Origin of the sequence: Enterobacter pseudoroggenkampii (assembly GCF_026420145.1) — a bacterium.
GTDB lineage: Bacteria > Pseudomonadota > Gammaproteobacteria > Enterobacterales > Enterobacteriaceae > Enterobacter > Enterobacter pseudoroggenkampii.
In genome coordinates, this window is sequence record NZ_JAPMLV010000001.1 from 1735365 (window position 1) to 1748690 (window position 13326).

Annotated in this window: 11 protein-coding genes; 7 read left to right on the forward strand and 4 right to left on the reverse strand. The window is 51.9% G+C overall.

Going from position 1 to position 13326, the window contains the following annotated elements; all coding sequences use genetic code 11:
- Positions 1 to 26 precede the first annotated feature (26 nt).
- The 4 genes from OTG14_RS08480 (at position 27) to OTG14_RS08495 (ending at position 4480) form a co-directional block, all read left to right on the forward strand.
- Positions 27 to 2156, forward strand: coding sequence for a putative bifunctional diguanylate cyclase/phosphodiesterase (locus OTG14_RS08480; protein WP_267214931.1), 2130 nt, complete (start codon positions 27 to 29; stop codon positions 2154 to 2156).
- Between the two features lie 92 nt (positions 2157 to 2248).
- Entirely contained in the window at positions 2249 to 3481 is a 1233-nt protein-coding gene (locus tag OTG14_RS08485; RefSeq protein WP_267214932.1) for a sensor domain-containing diguanylate cyclase, read from the forward strand.
- 74 nt (positions 3482 to 3555) lie between these two features.
- Positions 3556 to 3696 carry an Ecr family regulatory small membrane protein gene (locus OTG14_RS08490; protein ID WP_061715006.1) on the forward strand — a complete coding sequence of 47 codons (141 nt, stop codon included), beginning with the start codon at positions 3556 to 3558 and terminating at the stop codon, positions 3694 to 3696.
- Between the two features lie 217 nt (positions 3697 to 3913).
- Positions 3914 to 4480, forward strand: a complete 567-nt coding sequence (locus OTG14_RS08495; RefSeq protein ID WP_032647513.1) for a DJ-1/PfpI family protein — start codon at positions 3914 to 3916, stop codon at positions 4478 to 4480.
- A 133-nt stretch (positions 4481 to 4613) separates the two neighbouring features.
- Here the strand turns inward: OTG14_RS08495 and OTG14_RS08500 are convergent, their stop codons facing one another.
- The 3 genes from OTG14_RS08500 to OTG14_RS08510 form a co-directional block, all read right to left on the reverse strand.
- Positions 4614 to 4952 carry an STAS domain-containing protein gene (locus OTG14_RS08500; RefSeq protein ID WP_157189288.1) on the reverse strand — a complete coding sequence of 113 codons (339 nt, stop codon included), beginning with the start codon at positions 4950 to 4952 and terminating at the stop codon, positions 4614 to 4616.
- A gap of 89 nt (positions 4953 to 5041) precedes the next feature.
- The gene (locus OTG14_RS08505) at positions 5042 to 7459 is read right to left on the reverse strand and encodes a glycogen/starch/alpha-glucan phosphorylase (protein WP_032647517.1); all 2418 of its coding nucleotides are present in this window, start codon (positions 7457 to 7459) and stop codon (positions 5042 to 5044) included.
- A gap of 260 nt (positions 7460 to 7719) precedes the next feature.
- Entirely contained in the window at positions 7720 to 9336 is a 1617-nt protein-coding gene (locus OTG14_RS08510; RefSeq protein ID WP_061714997.1) for a peptide ABC transporter substrate-binding protein, read from the reverse strand.
- Positions 9337 to 9521: 185 nt separating this feature from the next.
- On the opposite strand from OTG14_RS08510, the gene mpaA reads away from it, so the two are divergent.
- Complete coding sequence (mpaA, locus tag OTG14_RS08515; protein WP_208762960.1) at positions 9522 to 10235, forward strand: murein tripeptide amidase MpaA; 714 nt, start codon at positions 9522 to 9524, stop codon at positions 10233 to 10235.
- Here mpaA and ycjG read toward each other — a convergent pair.
- Positions 10226 to 11191 (reverse strand): L-Ala-D/L-Glu epimerase, encoded by a 966-nt coding sequence (gene ycjG, locus OTG14_RS08520; protein WP_048991947.1) that lies wholly within the window; start codon positions 11189 to 11191, stop codon positions 10226 to 10228. The genes mpaA and ycjG overlap by 10 nt on opposite strands.
- A gap of 107 nt (positions 11192 to 11298) precedes the next feature.
- On the opposite strand from ycjG, the gene tpx reads away from it, so the two are divergent.
- Together tpx and OTG14_RS08530 are read left to right on the forward strand one after the other, a co-directional pair.
- Entirely contained in the window at positions 11299 to 11805 is a 507-nt protein-coding gene (gene tpx / locus OTG14_RS08525; RefSeq protein WP_023335907.1) for a thiol peroxidase, read from the forward strand.
- 275 nt (positions 11806 to 12080) lie between these two features.
- A complete protein-coding gene (locus OTG14_RS08530) occupies positions 12081 to 13289 on the forward strand; it encodes an aldose 1-epimerase family protein (RefSeq protein ID WP_267214933.1) in 1209 nt (402 codons plus the stop codon).
- The last annotated feature ends 37 nt before the right edge of the window (positions 13290 to 13326 follow it).

Here is a 13326-nt window from a genome sequence, read left to right on the forward strand (position 1 = left end):
AACCCTCTCAGGCGTGGGATTGCATAATGCTCAATATATCGTGGGACCCTGTGTTAATCGCTATCTCTTATCTGGTGGCGTTTATCGCCTCCTTTGTGGCGCTGGACAGCGCCGGAAAGATCCCCCTTTCCAGCCGAAAGGCTGCCCTGTTCTGGCGCATTGCCGGTGGGGTTACGCTGGGCATTGGCATTTGGTCGATGCACTTTATCGGCATGCTGTCGATGCAAATGCCCATGATGATGAGCTACGACCTCTGGTTAACCCTTGCTTCACTGGGCGCCGCGGTGGTTGCATCGACCACGTCTCTGAACATTGCCGTCGTGGGCAAAAAACGTTCTTCCTTTCGACTGATCCTCGCCACGGCTATCCTGAGCGCTGGCGTGGTGTCTATGCACTACATCGGTATGGCGGCCCTGATGCTGGATGGCAGCATCATCTGGGATCGCCGTATTGTGGGGTTGTCCGTGGTCATTGCCGTGGTGGCTTCCGGCACGGCGCTGTGGCTGGCTTTCCGTCTGCGAGATAAACACAAAGGCGTCTTTATCGATCGTCTTCTCGCGGCCCTGGTCATGGCCGCCGCCATTTGTGCGATGCACTATACCGGCATGAGTGCCGCGCATTACCCGGAAATGTCGCATACCCTCCCCGGCGGGATCGGCGAACTGGGGTTATCCATCTGGGTTTCGGTCACCACGCTCTGCCTGCTTGGCGTGATGTTAATTATTTCCCTTGTCGATTCTCACCGACGCACCGGCCGGCTGACGGACAATCTGCGGCAGCTCAATCGGCAGCTTGAGCTACAGGCGCGCTTTGACGCGCTCACCGGACTCGCGAATCGCCACCAGATGGATCTCCGCATGCAGGACTGCCTGCGCAGCGCGTTGCTGAGTAACAGGCAATTTGCCGTCATTTTCCTGAACGTCGATCATTTCAAACGCGTCAACGATACCTGGGGTCACAGCGTCGGCGATGAGTTATTGATCACCGTCGCACAGCGCATCACGGCCCGACTCACGCGTGAGATGACCCTGGCAAGACTGGGAGGAGACGCCTTTATCCTGCTGGTGCCGGAATGTGATGACGACAAGCTCAACGCCCTGCTCACTTCACTGCTCGGGGATGTACGACGCCCTCTGTCTGTTTGCGGACATACGTTGAGCACGACGATCAGCGCGGGCGTCAGCCTCTATCCTCAGGATGGCGAAACGCTGCACGAGCTCAAACTTAAGGCGGATGCAGCCTTACATCATGTCAAAGACGATGGGCGCAACGGCTGGGCGATTTATCAGTCCGAGATGTCAACAGCGATCCCAGCGAAACCCGGTTTCCTGCAGGAACTTTCTCAGGCGCTTGAACGCGATCAGTTTGAACTGTGGTACCAGCCCACCTGGCATGCGGGAGAGAAAACCATTCATGGTTTTGAAGCCCTTCTGCGATGGCGGCATCCTGAGCAAGGCGTTGTGCTGCCTGGTCTGTTTATCCCCTCGCTCGAACAAACCGGCTTAATTATCCCGGTGGGCAACTGGGCCATTGAAGCGGCATGCCGGCAGCTGCATTTCTGGACTGAACAAGGGTTCAGCCAGTGGACGTTGTCGCTCAACCTATCCCCCGTCCAGTTCGAACAGCCGGACATTTTCCCTATCATCTCGTCGATGCTGGAAAAATATAACCTGTCTCCGTCCCGGCTGATCCTTGAGGTAACGGAGAGCACCGCGCTTAAAAATCTCGACCGCAGCATTGAGTTGCTCAATACGTTTAATCACGCAGGGATCACCGTCTCGATTGATGATTTCGGTACGGGCTATTCCAACCTGCTGATGCTGAGCGTGCTTCCGGCTAAAGAACTTAAGATCGACAGAAGCTTCGTAACCTCGATGCTGGAAAATGAAAAAAGCTACAAGCTGGTTGAAACCATCATCAGTATCGCCCGGACCATGGAAATGAATGTGGTGGCAGAAGGGATCGAAACGGAAGAACAGCAGGCGGTCCTCACCCGTCTCGGCTGCGATTATCTGCAGGGGTACCTTTTCTCCCGCCCCTTACCTGCCGAACAGGTACCGTGGCTGCTGCTGCAGATAAACTCCGACAAACAAATTATACCAATTGGTAAAATTCATTCGGAAAACGCATTTGCTTCACAAAAAAATCATGCCTGACGGGATGAAGTGGAGTATGTTTCAAAGCAGTACACGCGAGTCAATTCTGTCATACATGTCAGCCACAGTGTGCCAATGAACAGGAAATGCCTATGTCGCAACCTTGTTTTGATGCGTTGAATGTAATTAAAACACCCGTGTGGCTCATTTCACCCGTGTCGGAACAGATCATTTTTGCGAATGTGGCCGCAACGCAGGTCATGGGGGATAAAACGCTCGATGACCTGCGCAAAGGCACCTATTCTGCGAATGCGCAACTCCTCCTGTCGATGTATGTACCTGAACTGAAAACAGATCAGGAGATCGTCGAAATCTGGACAATCAGCTGGGATGGCCAGGATACGCCGTTAAGCTGTCGTCTCTCGCTTGCCCACTACGCCCCCTGGGGTGACGTGATTGTTTTCGAGGGGACCTCACCACAATTACTCTCAGGATTGAAGGCCAGCCGTTCCGCCACCTACCGGCGGAAAAAACAGGGATTTTACGCGCGCTTTTTTCTGACCAACAGCGCCCCGATGCTGCTGATCGATCCTGCCCGCGATGGTCAAATCGTCGATGCGAATCTGGCCGCACTCAATTTTTATGGCTATTCACACGACGACATGTGCAGTAAGCATACCTGGGAAATTAATACCCTGGGGCGGGATGTGATGCCCATTATGACGGCGATTGCCGCGCTGCCCGGTGGTCATAAGCCGCTCAATTTTGTTCACCGCCTGGCCGATGGATCCACCCGCCACGTTCAGACGTATGCCGGGCCCATTGAGATCTACGGCGACAAGCTGATGCTGTGCATCATTCACGATATCACCGAGCAGAAAAGGCTGGAGCAGGAACTGGAGCATGCGGCGTTACGTGACTCCATGACCGGGCTACTCAACCGGCGCCAGTTCTATGCCATTACCGACCAAAACAGCCTCAATTATCTTCCTGCGCAACAGCAATTTAGCCTGCTGCTGGTGGATACCGACCATTTCAAAAATATTAACGATCTGTTCGGTCATCTGAAAGGTGATGAGGTGCTTATCGCCCTCTCGCGAACGCTCGAAGCCTGTAGTCGGGAGGGCGACATGGTGTTCCGCTGGGGTGGTGAAGAGTTCGTAATTCTGCTGCCGCGCACTTCTCTCGACACCGCGTTGCAGATTGCCGAGTCGATCCGTGCAGCCGTAGCCCGCATTACGATTCCGGGCTTACCGCGGTTTACCGTCAGCATTGGCGTGGCGCGGCACGATCAGGGGGAGAGTATTGATGAGCTGTTTAAGCGTGTGGACGATGCCCTGTATCGTGCTAAAAATGACGGACGCAATAAAGTCCTTGCTGCATGAAACTGGAGTATCCAGTAAAGCCCCGCTACAATGCCCAACTCGAATCAATTAGCTTCAGGTGGGTTAAAGCTGCAATGGGAAAAACAGAAATAATACTCACCTTAATTATTTTACTCCTTATTATATTTGGCTTCTGGTTTATTTTTAGCGGTGAGGTCTGGTATCTCGTCGAATTCCTTGAAAATAGCCTTTACCCGACCTTCGACGCACCGTAACGCACGTTTAATCGCTTGTTTCACCTACCGAATATGTCAGGTATCTGCTTCCCTTACAGCCGCGTAAAATACGCGGCGTTATCCTCCAACAACGTTGATAACGAATCACTTATTCATTTGCTTATGTTGCCCGTGCTCTGACGGGCTTTTTTATTTCCGGCAATTCAGCCACGCCAGGCTATATCTTAATCATCTTTATTGAAAAAGGTGAGGAATGATGAGCAAGAAGATCCTGATGCTGGTTGGCGACTACGCCGAAGATTACGAGACCATGGTGCCTTTTCAGGCTTTGCAGATGATTGGCCATCAGGTGGATGCAGTCTGTCCCGATAAACCAAAGGGCGACTACATCATGACGGCAATCCATGATTTCGACGGCGCCCAGACCTATAGCGAAAAACCCGGTCACCGCTTTACCCTCAACGCCGACTTTTCCACCGTCAAGGAACAGGATTACGACGCGCTGCTCATCCCCGGCGGGAGAGCGCCCGAGTATCTGCGGCTAAATGAGGACGTGTTAAAGCTGGTGCAGGCATTTGACGCCGCGCGTAAGCCGATTGCGGCAGTGTGCCACGGCCCGCAGCTGCTCGCTGCCGCGGGCATCCTGAAAGGACGAACCTGTAGCGCCTACCCGGCCTGCGCGCCTGAGGTGCGCCTCGCCGGAGGACACTACGCCACTATCGGCATCGATCAGGCCCACGTAGACGGCAACCTGGTGACGGCTCCCGCCTGGCCCGCGCATCCGCAGTGGCTGGCGAAGTTTAGTGCGTTATTAGCACAATAGCGCGCCGGTATCAGCCCGGGCGAATACCGTGCGGGTGGAGCGGAGCCATGTTTTCAGGACTGGCGCGAGGATGCGTCAGTTCTCGTTTTAACCGTTGGCACATCCCGCTTTCTCCCCTAAAAGCAATGTGATATTAGCCCATCAACACCTGCAGGGCATCCTGCCGATTGGCCTTAATAGAAAAAATACGATCCATCCTGGTCAGCTTAAAGAGATCGTGTGTATTGCTGTTAAGCGAACACAGCACCAGCTCACCCTTGCCGTTTAAACTCTTGAGTATGGATACCAGCGCGCCGAGACAGCTGCTGTCAATAAAATCTACGTGGCTGAAATCCAGCAATATCTTTTTATTACTTTTTTCAATCACCTCCAGCACCTGCTGCTTAAAGGTCTGCTCGACAGAAGCATCCAGCCTGCGAACCAGCGGAACGACAATCTGTACGTCATTTTCACTCTGTATTTCAAAGTTCATAATCACCCTCACATCAGGCGTAACGTGTTCCCGAATGCAGATCTAAGTGCACCGGCATCGCTCCCGGAAGGCAACCGGAAGCATGACCCTCAGCAATTTATTCCCCAAATATCCCTTGCATATCCCTGAATGGTTCTGTCACTCGAAAACTCCCCCATTCGGCTAATATTTAGCAACGCTTTTCGATGCCACTGGCGGGGATGTTCAAAATCCGCCATTGCCTGACGTTGGGTTTGACTGTAGCTGTCAAAATCCAGCAGATGACAATAATGATCGGCTGTTGTCAACATATGGTGTAGCTGTGCAAAAATTTCACGATCCGCGGTAAATTCGCCAGAAATAAGCGTATCCACTATACGCATCATTCGAGGATCGCTCTGACGATAGAAACGATTATTATCGCCATTTGAACGCATTTCATTGATTTCTTCAGCCGTCGCGCCGAAAAGATAGAAGTTTTCTACCCCAACAGCATTAAGAATTTCAATGTTGGCACCATCATACGTACCCATTGTTAACGCACCATTCAGCGCGAACTTCATATTACTGGTTCCAGATGCCTCCGTACCTGCTGTGGATATTTGTTCAGACAGGTCTGTTGCCGGTATTATGCTTTCGGCTAAGGAGACTTTGTAATCCTCAAGAAAAATGACTTTCAGCTGTCCGGCAATACGCGCATCGCTGTTGATTTTATTCGCAACAGCATTAATTAACTGAATAATAAGCTTTGCCATTCGATAACCGGGTGCCGCTTTACCTGCAAAAAGATGCACCTTAGGCGCTATGGTTCTCCCATTCTCTTTAATATCAATATAGAGAGAAATGACGTGAAGAATATTCAGAAGCTGGCGCTTGTATTCGTGAATGCGTTTTACCTGACAATCAAACATTGCCATAGGGTCCAACATAATCCCATAACGTTGAGAAACAATCTGGCTCAGCGCGGATTTATTTTTGAATTTAATGCCGCGGATATGATCGATCACCCCCGTATCATCCGCATGCTTCTCCAGCTGTCGAAGCATATGTAAATCCGTCGGCCATCGGGTACCCAATTGCTGATTCAGAAACGCGGCAAGATTTGGGTTAGCCTGCTGCAACCATCTGCGCGGTGTAATGCCGTTGGTCTGATTAATGAATTTATCTGGCGTAATAAAATAAAAATCGGGAACCAGGTGCGTTTTGATAAGCTCGGAATGGAGCATCGCCACCCCATTTACACAATGACTCCCGACGATGGCCAAATTTGCCATCCTGATACTTTTCTCGTTGTCCCCCGAAAACAGAGACAAGGAGGTCAACAAATGCGGTTTGTCGGGCCAACGGGAGGCGACATCCTCAAGAAAACGGTGGTTAATCTCAAAAATAATCTGCAAGTGCCGCGGCAACAGTTTTTCAAACAACGCCACTGGCCAGGTTTCCAGGGCCTCAGGCATCAGCGTGTGGTTCGTGTATGCACAGGTTCTTTGGGTGATATCCCAGGCCTGGTGCCAGGGAAGGTTATGTTCATCTACAAGTATTCGCATCAACTCGACAACAGCCAGCGCGGGATGCGTATCATTAAGCTGGATAGCAACATGCTTCGGCAATAAAGAAATATCCGTTTCAATTTCAGTATATTCACGAAAAATATCACGCAAAGTACATGCCACAAGAAAATACTCCTGAGTAAGTCTGAGCTCCTTACCTGAGAGAATTTCATCAGAAGGATAGAGTATTTTTGAGATATTTTCAGAAGCTATTTTTTCACTAACTGCTTTTATATAATCACCATGATTGAAAATATGAATATTGAAAGAGTTAGAAGCTACGGCACTGTATAAACGAAGTTTATTAGTGGTGTTACCTCTGTAACCAGAAACGAAATAATCATTAGGAATGCCTACGATGGTATTCCATCCCATCCACATTGGATTGTAATTACCATTAACATCATCTGAATGTTCAATGAAACCACCAATGGGGATCAGCATAGCCTGGCTATGGTGTTCAACTAGCCAGGGGGAGTGCATGGAATGCCAGTCATCTGGATGTTCGACTTGCTGACCATTCTCAAACGTCTGCCTGAATAAACCATACTCGTATTTGATACCATGCCCTGAAGCAGCAATATCTAACGTAGCCATAGAATCGATGAAGCAGGCGGCCAGGCGCCCTAACCCCCCATTCCCAAGTGCCGCATCGGGTTCTTCATCAAAAATATTATCAAAATCAAATCCGAGCTCATTGACAACCTGACGCATATCATCTAGCAAATTCATATTCATCAGGTTGTTACGCAATGACTGCCCGAGTAAAAATTCCATTGAGAGATAATAAACGCGTTTTTTCTTTTCAGCGCGCTGCCGGGCCTGACTATCGAGAAAGCGATCTTGCTGAAAATACCGCACTGCCAGCGCCACAGCATTGAATATATCGCCGTTGGTAGCCTTGTCCAGGCTAACGCATAACGTATATTTTAATTGTGTTTCGACAAGTTCACGCAACTCTCTGTTAGTGAAAGACATATTGACCTCACTGGAGTTACTGCATGTTTTTAATATGCAGAACACAAGATATTATTTTGTTCAAGTGTAGATGGCGATTTTCAACACATGCAATTTTTACCCACAATTACGTATTGTGTTTTTTGAATCGCCTGATAAATATCAGCGCGAGTATCGTCAGGAAAGTGTTATTTTCTGCTGTGGCGGGAGAGGATCAGAAGGAGCAACTGGCGCTGTACTCCGCGCCAGTTCTGGATTTTGTAGTAGTTAAGTCCTGGGCGTCAGTGTTTCTCAATATACATTGTCCGGCTATACGCCACGTCTTCCGGGTTATTGATGGGGTAGCCTTTCACCCAGGGCTTAATCAGACGACCATTGGTGTACTGATAAATTGGCGCGATGGGCGCTTTCTCCATGAGGATTTTCTCCGCCATGTTGTAGTCCGTATTACGCGCTTTCGCCGTGGTTTCCAGCGTCGCCTGATGGATAATTTTATCGTAGGCTGGCTCATTGAAACGCGAGATATTGCCACTGTGGGTTGAGGTCAGCAGGGACAGGAAGGTCGATGGCTCGTTGTAATCGCCTACCCATGACGCGCGGATCACATCAAAATTACCGGTATTACGGCTGTCGATATAGGTTTTCCACTCCTGGTTTTGCAGCTTGACGTCCACACCGAGATTTTTCTTCCACATTGACGCCACCGCAATGGCGATTTTCTGGTGGTTTTCCGAGGTGTTGTACAGCAGGGTCAACTTCAGCGGACGCTGAGGACCGTAGCCTGCGGCCTGGAGCAAGGTTTTCGCCTGAGCATTCAGCTCCTGCTGCGACATCTGCTCGAACGGTGAAGGTTCAGGCGTGAAGCCCGCCGTCACGTCAGGAGTGAAATGCCAGGCCGGCTTCTCACCGGTACCTAATACCTTCTCCGCCATAATGCGGCGATCGATGGTCATGCTCAGGGCAAGACGAACCCGTGCATCGGCCGTCGGGCCCTTTTGCGTGTTAAACGCGTAGTAATAGGTTCCGAGCTGAGGCGGCGTATACACCTGTCCCGGAATGTCCTTCAGGAGCTTCTGATACATGTTTTTCGGGAACGATTCGGTGATATCAATATCCCCCGCCAGATAGCGTTTGGTGGCGGATGATTCCTGATTGATCGGAATGAAGGTCACTTTTTGCAGGACAGTTTTCGCATTGTCCCAGTAGTGGGTATTCGGAACGACAACCAGTTTTTCATTCACCACGCGGTCGTTCAGGACGTATGCGCCATTGCCCACCAGGGCACCCGGACGCGTCCACTCTTTACCGCTTTCAACGTTCGCTTTTTGTACCGGATAGAAGGCGAAGTTTGCCGTCAGGTTGCTGAACCACGGTAGCGGTTTGTCCAGCTGGACGCGTAAGGTTCTGGCATCCACCGCCGTCACGCCCAGGGTGTCAGGCGCCGCTTTACCATCGATAATGGCCTGCGCGTTATTGATACCCGCCAGCGCCGCAAACCAGGCAAACGGAGACGTGGTTTTCGGGTCAACCAGACGCTGCCAGCTGTAGACAAAATCCTGCGCGGTGACGGGCGTACCGTCAGACCATTTCGCGTTGTCACGCAGGGTGAACGTCCAGATACGGTTATCGTTGCTCTGCCAGCGCGTCGCCACGCCCGGAGTTAGCTCCCCTTTCTCGTTCTGATTCACCAGCCCTTCGAAAAGATCGCGAATCACCTGAATCTCGGGCAACCCCACCGCTTTTGCCGGATCGAGCGAGGCAGGTTCGTCTTTAATATGCCTGACCAGCTCCTGTTTTTGCGCCAGAATCGTGCCCTGCGGCACATCAGCAGCGTATGAGAGTGTAGAGAGCCCGCACAGACACAGTGCGGTAAAAAGACGCGAAACAGGATGCTTCATAAGATCCCCTTTAATAAATTCAGGTAACAAGCAGATGCGTAATTATTTGTTTCGACAATAAGAAATGCAAATAACTTACGCCTGAATAGTGATTTAAGGCAATTATCAGCCGCTACGGAAACTATTTGATTAACAGCGGCTTTTGCACAACACTGCCAGTAGAGACTTTTTTATCAGGATTTCGTATGGCAACCACCCGACCACGCGCGGAACGCGGCGCCTTTCCTCCGGGCGCGGAACAATATGGCCGCTCATTTTTAGGCGCATCGCTGATCTGGTTCCCGGCACCCGATGCCGATCGCGACAGCGGTTTGATCATTGCCGGCACGCACGGTGATGAGAACTCGTCTGTCGTCACGCTCTCGTGCGCGCTGCGGACGCTGACGCCGTCATTACGACGCCATCATGTGATTCTTGCCGTGAATCCGGATGGCTGCCAGCTTGGATTACGGGCAAATGCGAGGGGGATCGACCTGAACCGTAATTTCCCGGCGGCAAACTGGCGCGCCGGAGAAACGGTGTATCGCTGGAACAGCTCAGCCGAGGAGCGGGACGTGGTGCTGCTGACGGGAGACAAGCCCGGCTCGGAGCCTGAAACGCAGGCGCTGTGCCAGCTTATCCATAAGATCCACCCCGCCTGGGTTGTCTCCTTCCACGATCCGCTGGCCTGCATTGAAGATCCGCGTCACTCCGACCTGGGCGCGTGGCTGGCACAGGCTTTCGGCCTGCCGCTCGTCACCAGCGTGGGGTATGAAACACCCGGATCATTCGGAAGCTGGTGTGCCGATTTGAGCCTGCCCTGCATCACCGCTGAATTCCCGCCGATATCCTCCGACGAAGCCAGCGAAATTTACCTAAAAGCGATGATGGAGCTTCTGCGCTGGCAGCCTCAGAGATGAAGCACGCCGCTGGTAAATTTAAGGGCCGGTGAAACGTCAACCGCCAGCCACGTCGGGCCATCCAGATCGGCGAAACGAACCTGGTTGACCAGCGGCAGCGCCGCGCCGATCGCCCGGGAGGTGCAAAGCATGCATCCCAGCATCAGGGCGAACCCCTGCGCCCGGGCTTCCGCTGCCAGGGCCAGGGCTTCTGTCAGTCCGCCAGCCTTGTCGAGCTTGATATTGACCATCTCATAGCAGCCCTTAAGCTCGCTCAAATTTTCGCGGGTGTGGCAGCTTTCATCCGCGCACACGGGCAACGGATGGATAAAATTCTTCAGCGCTGCATCCTCTTTTACCGGCAGAGGCTGCTCCAGCATCGCTACGCCCAGATCGGCCAGCAGCTGGCATCGTGCGGCCAGCCCCTCGGGATGCCACGACTCGTTGGCGTCCACAATCAGCGTGGCTGAGGGTACCGCCGAGCGAATAGCGACCATCCGCTCGCTGATCAGACGATCGTCGAGCTTCACTTTTAACAGCGTGGCCCCGGCGTCATAGAGCGCTTTCGCACTGGCGGCCATTTGCTCCGGCTCACCAATCACGACCGTCTGCGCCGTCACGATCGATTCCGGCACGACCACACCCAGCAAGGACGTCAGCGATTTTTGCTGCTTAGCGGCTTCAAGGCTCCAGAGCGCACAGTCGATGGCGTTGCGCGCCGCCCCAGCGGGTAAACGCTGCTGTAACGCCTCGCGCGTGAGACCTTTTTGCAGGTCAGGCACCAGGGTCATGATCTGCGCCATCACCGACGCAGGACTTTCTCCGTAGCGCGGGTAAGGCGTACATTCCCCGACGCCTTTCATACCCTCTTCTTCGATTTCAACTACGACCACGCTGGCTTCACTTCGGCTGCCGCGAGAGATCACAAACGGGGTATGCAATGGCCAGGCTTCTTCATAGACCTTAACGCTTCTCATCACTGACTCCTTGCGGCCCGGTAAGGCGAAAAATTTGGTTTGCCGTGTTATCCGCTGATGGCATACACTAGCCCCGACGTTAACTTTATGTAAACAGGAAGATATCTATGTCACAACTCGTTCATTTCCAGGGCAACCCGGTTGCTGTAGCAGGTTCCATTCCGCAGGCTGGCAGCAAAGCGCAGGCTTTTACTCTGGTGGCTAAAGATCTGTCTGACGTCACACTGGCTCAGTTTGCGGGCAAACGCAAAGTACTGAACATTTTCCCAAGCATTGATACCGGTGTTTGTGCCGCATCCGTGCGTAAATTCAATCAGCTGGCGACTGAAATGGACAACACCGTTGTGCTGTGCATTTCCGCTGACCTGCCGTTTGCCCAGTCCCGTTTCTGCGGTGCCGAAGGCCTGAGCAACGTTATTACCCTCTCCACCCTGCGCAGCGCAGATTTCCTCGAGAAATATGGCGTCAGCATTGCTGAAGGCCCACTGAAGGGTCTGGCAGCACGTGCTGTACTGGTTCTGGATGAAAACGACACCGTCGTCTTCAGCGAACTGGTTAACGAAATCACCACCGAGCCGGACTACACTGCCGCGCTGGACGTGCTGAAAGCATAATAAGTCCTTAGCATTCTATACAACTTATTCTCAACCTCGCTGCGGCGGGGTTTTTTATTACCTCAAAGCTGAATCGTTAAAGCTTAAATGCTCGTAAGTCACATTAATCATGCAATAACTTAGGCAATATGTAACATGAGCGTGATCAATAACGCATAATAATCGTTAAAATTCCCTATTTTCATCCCCAGTGAAGCACATCACATTTCCCTTTTTGTCTAAACATTAGATTTGCTTACGAAAGAAAATAATCGTTTCAGCAAAAAGGATAATATATGAAGATTAAATTCGCTTTTACGCTCCTTGCGGTCCTGATTTCTGGTCATGCTGCGGCTAAAACCTGGGTGCTGACAAGCGCTGAAAGCAGCGTAGAGAAAGGAAACTGGAAGATTTCCAGTGACGAGCTGAAAGTTAAGAATCAAACGTTCAGCATTGAGCAAAAAGTCTTACATGGCGGCAAGCAGGAAGGCAGCAAAGTCATCATTATTAGCAGCAAAGATAGCCTCACCATCACCCTGAGCCCGACCCGCGGGATGAACCTTCTGCACGTAGAAGGCTTTGGCACCCGACTGGGTTGGAATTCCCCCGTCAAAGAGGTCGTGAACCCGGCTTATATCAATCTTGAAAGCCGCAACGGTCTCGGCTGGCTGGATGGTTTCAACGAGATGATGGTGCGCTGTGGCTATGAGTGGACAGGGCACCCGGTCACCGCGGACGGGCAAATTTATACCCTGCATGGCAGAGCCGGTAATACACCGGTATCGCAGGTAGAGGTCGAGGTTGCGGATGCCGCTCCGCATGAGATCCGCGTTCGGGGTTTGATCAAAGAGAGCACGTTCAAAAAAGCGGATCTGCAAACCATGACCGAACTGCGCTACGTCCCCGGAACCAACCAGTTCAGCCTGCATGATGTTCTGACCAACCATGCAGATTACCCTCATGATTACCAAATCATCTATCACAGCAACTTCGGCACGCCAATCCTCGAAGAAGGCGCCCGATTCCTTGCGCCTGCGGTGAGCGTGAGCCCATTCAATGACTACGCCAAAGCGGGCATTAACGACTGGCAAACCTACGCCGGGCCGACAAAGGGCTTTGATGAGATGGTCTTTAACATTAAACCGCTCGCAGACAACAACCACGAAACGCTCGCGGCAGTGGTCAACAAAGCCGGAGATAAAGGCGCATCAATCCAGTTTGATACGCGCCAGCTGCCTGTGCTGACCTTATGGAAAAATACCGACACGCTGAAGCAGGGTTATGTCACGGGCATCGAACCGGGTACCAGCTACGCCTACCCCGTGACGATTGAACGCGAGCAGAAGCGGGTTAAGCAGCTGGAGCCAGGCGCCAGCGCGCAGTTCGATCTGACCTATACCCTGCTGCACAGCCCGCAGCAGGTGAAAGACATCGAAAGCAGGATTGCGTCGATACAGGGAGAGACAAAAACAGAAATCGTTAACACGCCGATGGCGAAGGAATAAACGTAAAGTAAAAAGCCTCTTTGCAGAGGCTTTTTTG

Bases quoted from the DNA above. Each gene is read 5' to 3' on its own strand.
- OTG14_RS08530 (WP_267214933.1), top strand. From the start codon at position 12,081: ATGAAGATTAAATTCGCTTTTACGCTCCTTGCGGTCCTGATTTCTGGT.
- tpx (WP_023335907.1), top strand. From the start codon at position 11,299: ATGTCACAACTCGTTCATTTCCAGGGCAACCCGGTTGCTGTAGCAGGT.
- mpaA (WP_208762960.1), top strand. From the start codon at position 9,522: ATGGCAACCACCCGACCACGCGCGGAACGCGGCGCCTTTCCTCCGGGC.
- OTG14_RS08490 (WP_061715006.1), top strand. From the start codon at position 3,556: ATGGGAAAAACAGAAATAATACTCACCTTAATTATTTTACTCCTTATT.
- OTG14_RS08480 (WP_267214931.1), top strand. From the start codon at position 27: ATGCTCAATATATCGTGGGACCCTGTGTTAATCGCTATCTCTTATCTG.
- OTG14_RS08505 (WP_032647517.1), bottom strand. From the start codon at position 7,459: ATGTCTTTCACTAACAGAGAGTTGCGTGAACTTGTCGAAACACAATTA.
- OTG14_RS08510 (WP_061714997.1), bottom strand. From the start codon at position 9,336: ATGAAGCATCCTGTTTCGCGTCTTTTTACCGCACTGTGTCTGTGCGGG.
- OTG14_RS08500 (WP_157189288.1), bottom strand. From the start codon at position 4,952: ATGAACTTTGAAATACAGAGTGAAAATGACGTACAGATTGTCGTTCCG.
- ycjG (WP_048991947.1), bottom strand. From the start codon at position 11,191: ATGAGAAGCGTTAAGGTCTATGAAGAAGCCTGGCCATTGCATACCCCG.
- OTG14_RS08485 (WP_267214932.1), top strand. From the start codon at position 2,249: ATGTCGCAACCTTGTTTTGATGCGTTGAATGTAATTAAAACACCCGTG.
- OTG14_RS08495 (WP_032647513.1), top strand. From the start codon at position 3,914: ATGAGCAAGAAGATCCTGATGCTGGTTGGCGACTACGCCGAAGATTAC.